General features: G+C 69.0%; 3 protein-coding genes. All 3 read left to right on the top strand.

Features of this window, described 5'->3' with window-relative positions:
- Window positions 1-161: 161 nt before the first annotated feature.
- A complete protein-coding gene (locus VIM26_RS22105; RefSeq protein WP_331955306.1) occupies window positions 162-1,112 on the top strand; it encodes a Ppx/GppA phosphatase family protein in 951 nt (316 codons plus the stop codon).
- Between the two features lie 107 nt (window positions 1,113-1,219).
- Window positions 1,220-2,242 carry a LacI family DNA-binding transcriptional regulator gene (locus tag VIM26_RS22100; RefSeq protein ID WP_331955304.1) on the top strand — a complete coding sequence of 341 codons (1,023 nt, stop codon included), beginning with the start codon at window positions 1,220-1,222 and terminating at the stop codon, window positions 2,240-2,242.
- Between the two features lie 204 nt (window positions 2,243-2,446).
- Window positions 2,447-2,763 (top strand): ATP-binding cassette domain-containing protein (locus VIM26_RS22095; protein ID WP_331955302.1); only part of this gene is annotated, 317 nt, incomplete at its 3' end.

The raw sequence follows: 2,763 nt of genomic DNA, 5'->3' as shown, positions 1-2,763 counted from the left end.
GTCCTATAGGACGTCAACGCTCGGACGTTGCAGAGGTTTCGGTCGACGCAACGCTCGGACGTTGCGCAAGACTCGGCGGACTTCAGCGCTCGGACGTTGCGGGAGGTTCGGTTCGCCCCGCGCGTCGCGAGGGAGTCGGTGGGGATGGCAGGGTTGCGCGCATGACGCGTGTGGCTGCCATCGACTGCGGGACCAACTCGATCCGACTTCTCGTCGCGGACGTCGACACCGGTGCCGGGAAACTGACCGACGTCGAGCGGCGGATGGAGGTCGTGCGACTGGGCGAGGGCGTCGACCGCACCGGCCGCATCGCGCCCGAGGCGCTCGAGCGCACGCTCGACGCCGCGCGCCGGTACGCGGAGATCTGTGCCGATCTCGAGGTCGGGCGGATCCGGTTCGTGGCCACCTCGGCCTCGCGGGACGCGGAGAATCGCCAGGACTTCATCGACGGCGTGCACGCCGCGCTCGGCGTCCCGCCCGAGGTGATCGGGGGCGAGGAGGAGGCGGCGCTGTCGTTCCGCGGCGCGACGAGCGTGCTGGCGGGCCGGCACCGCGGCCCGTTCCTCGTGGTCGATCTCGGCGGGGGCTCGACCGAGCTCGTGCTCGGCACCCGGTCGCCGGTCGCCGCGTACTCGATGGACGTCGGGTGCGTCCGGCTGACGGAGCGTCACCTGCACGACGACCCCCCGACGCCCGAGCAGATCGCCGCGGCGAGCGCCGACGTGAACGCCGCGCTGGACGCCGCGGCCGCCGTCGTGCCGCTCGGGCGGACGGCGACGCTCGTCGGGCTGGCCGGGACGGTCACCACGGTGACCGCGCACACCCTCAAGCTGCCGACCTACGACCCGGCGCGGATCGACGGTGCGGAGCTTCGGGTCGACGCCGTGCTCACGTCCTGCGCCGACCTGCTGGGGCGGACCCGGGCCGAGCGGGCCGCGCTGCCGTTCATGCACCCGGGACGCGTGGACGTGATCGGCGCGGGGGCCCTGGTGTGGTCCGACATCGTCACCCGCGTGCGTGCGGAGGTCGGGATCGCGGGCGGCAAGCTCTCCTGCGCGGTGACCTCCGAGCACGACATCCTCGACGGCATCGCCTGGAGCATCGCCGACTGACCGCGCGAAAAGGGGCCGCACCGATCTGGTGGAGGGGACCCGCGCGACGTGCATAATTGAGCTTGGGTCACACTTGTGACCGTTCACACGCCTGCAAGGTCCTCCCTGTGCCAACTGAGCCACCCAAAGGTCGCGCACCGAGCATCCGGGATGTCGCACGCCTTGCGGGGGTCTCGCACCAGACGGTCTCTCGGGTGCTCAACGACCACCCGAGCATCCGGGACACGACCAAGGCCCGCGTGGTCCAGGTCATGGAGGAAGTGCAGTACCGGCCCAACCGCGCCGCGCGCGCCCTGGTCACGCGGCACTCGCGCACGATCGGCGTGCTCGCGGCGTCGTCGGCGCAATACGGTCCGGCCAGCGCGATCGCTGCGATCGAGGATGCGGCGAGGGCGGCCGGGTACTACGTCAACACCGCGAACCTGGGCGCCGTCGACCCCGAGTCGATCTCCGGTGCGCTCCAGCACCTGATGGGCCAGGCGATCGAGGGTCTGATCGTCATCGCGCCCCAGGTGCGGGTCTTCGACGCGATCGCACGGATGTCCATCGACGTGCCGTACGTCAGCCTGCAGTCGACCGCACACACCGGTCACCGGGTGCTGTCGGTCGACCAGATCGCCGGCGCCCGCATGGCGACCCGCCATCTGATCGACCTCGGGCACCGCGAGATCATCCACCTCGCCGGGCCGCAGGACTGGATCGAGGCCGAGGCGAGGATGCGCGGGTTCCTCGACGAGATCGACAGCGCCGACCTCCCGACGTACCCGCCGGTGCTCGGCGACTGGACCGCGGAGTTCGGCCACTACGCGGGGCGTGAGCTGCTGAGGTCCCGGGAGTTCACCGCGGTCTTCGCCGCGAACGACCACATGGCGCTCGGACTGCTGCACGCGTTCCGGGATGCCGGGATCGACGTCCCGCGCGACATCTGCGTCGTCGGCTTCGACGACATTCCGGACGCGCGGCACTTCTGGCCCCCGCTGACCACGGTGCGCCAGGACTACGGCGAGATCGGACGGCGCGCCGTCGCGCTGCTGCTCGGGGAAGTCCGCGACGAAGCCGTCGCGGGCAACGACCAGATCCTGCCGGAACTGATCGTCAGAGGCTCCACGGGACCGGCGCCGAACGTCTAGCCTCGTTATACAAGCGTGACTCGGATCGGCTTGACACGACGAGACGGTCGCGGCAATATCAGTCTCAATGTGAACGGTCACATGTGGACAGACCGCCCACGGTTTTTTTCTGTCATGACATTGGGGTCACGCTTGTGAATACAGAGATGCCGCTGCCCGGCAGATTCGCCGTCGTCGTCGCACACGGGCGTAGGGGGAATATCGATGTCGATTGATCACACGATCCTGGAGATGCGTTCGATCACCAAGGAGTTCCCGGGGGTCAAGGCGCTCTCCGACGTCTCCATCACGGTCAAGGCGGGTGAGATCCACGCCATCTGCGGCGAGAACGGCGCAGGCAAGTCGACATTGATGAATGTGCTCTCCGGCGTGTACCCGCACGGCACGTACACCGGCGACATCATCTTCCAGGGCGAGCCGGTCTCGTTCAAGGACATCGGCTCCAGCGAAGCGGCCGGCATCGTCATCATCCACCAGGAGCTCGCGCTCATCCCCGAGCTCTCGATCACCGAGAACATCTT

The sequence above is a fragment of the Pengzhenrongella sp. genome (genome assembly GCF_036565025.1).
Classification (GTDB): domain Bacteria; phylum Actinomycetota; class Actinomycetes; order Actinomycetales; family Cellulomonadaceae; genus Pengzhenrongella.
Note: the sequence above shows the minus strand (reverse complement) of the source record. Positions and strands in the feature narration are given on the sequence as shown.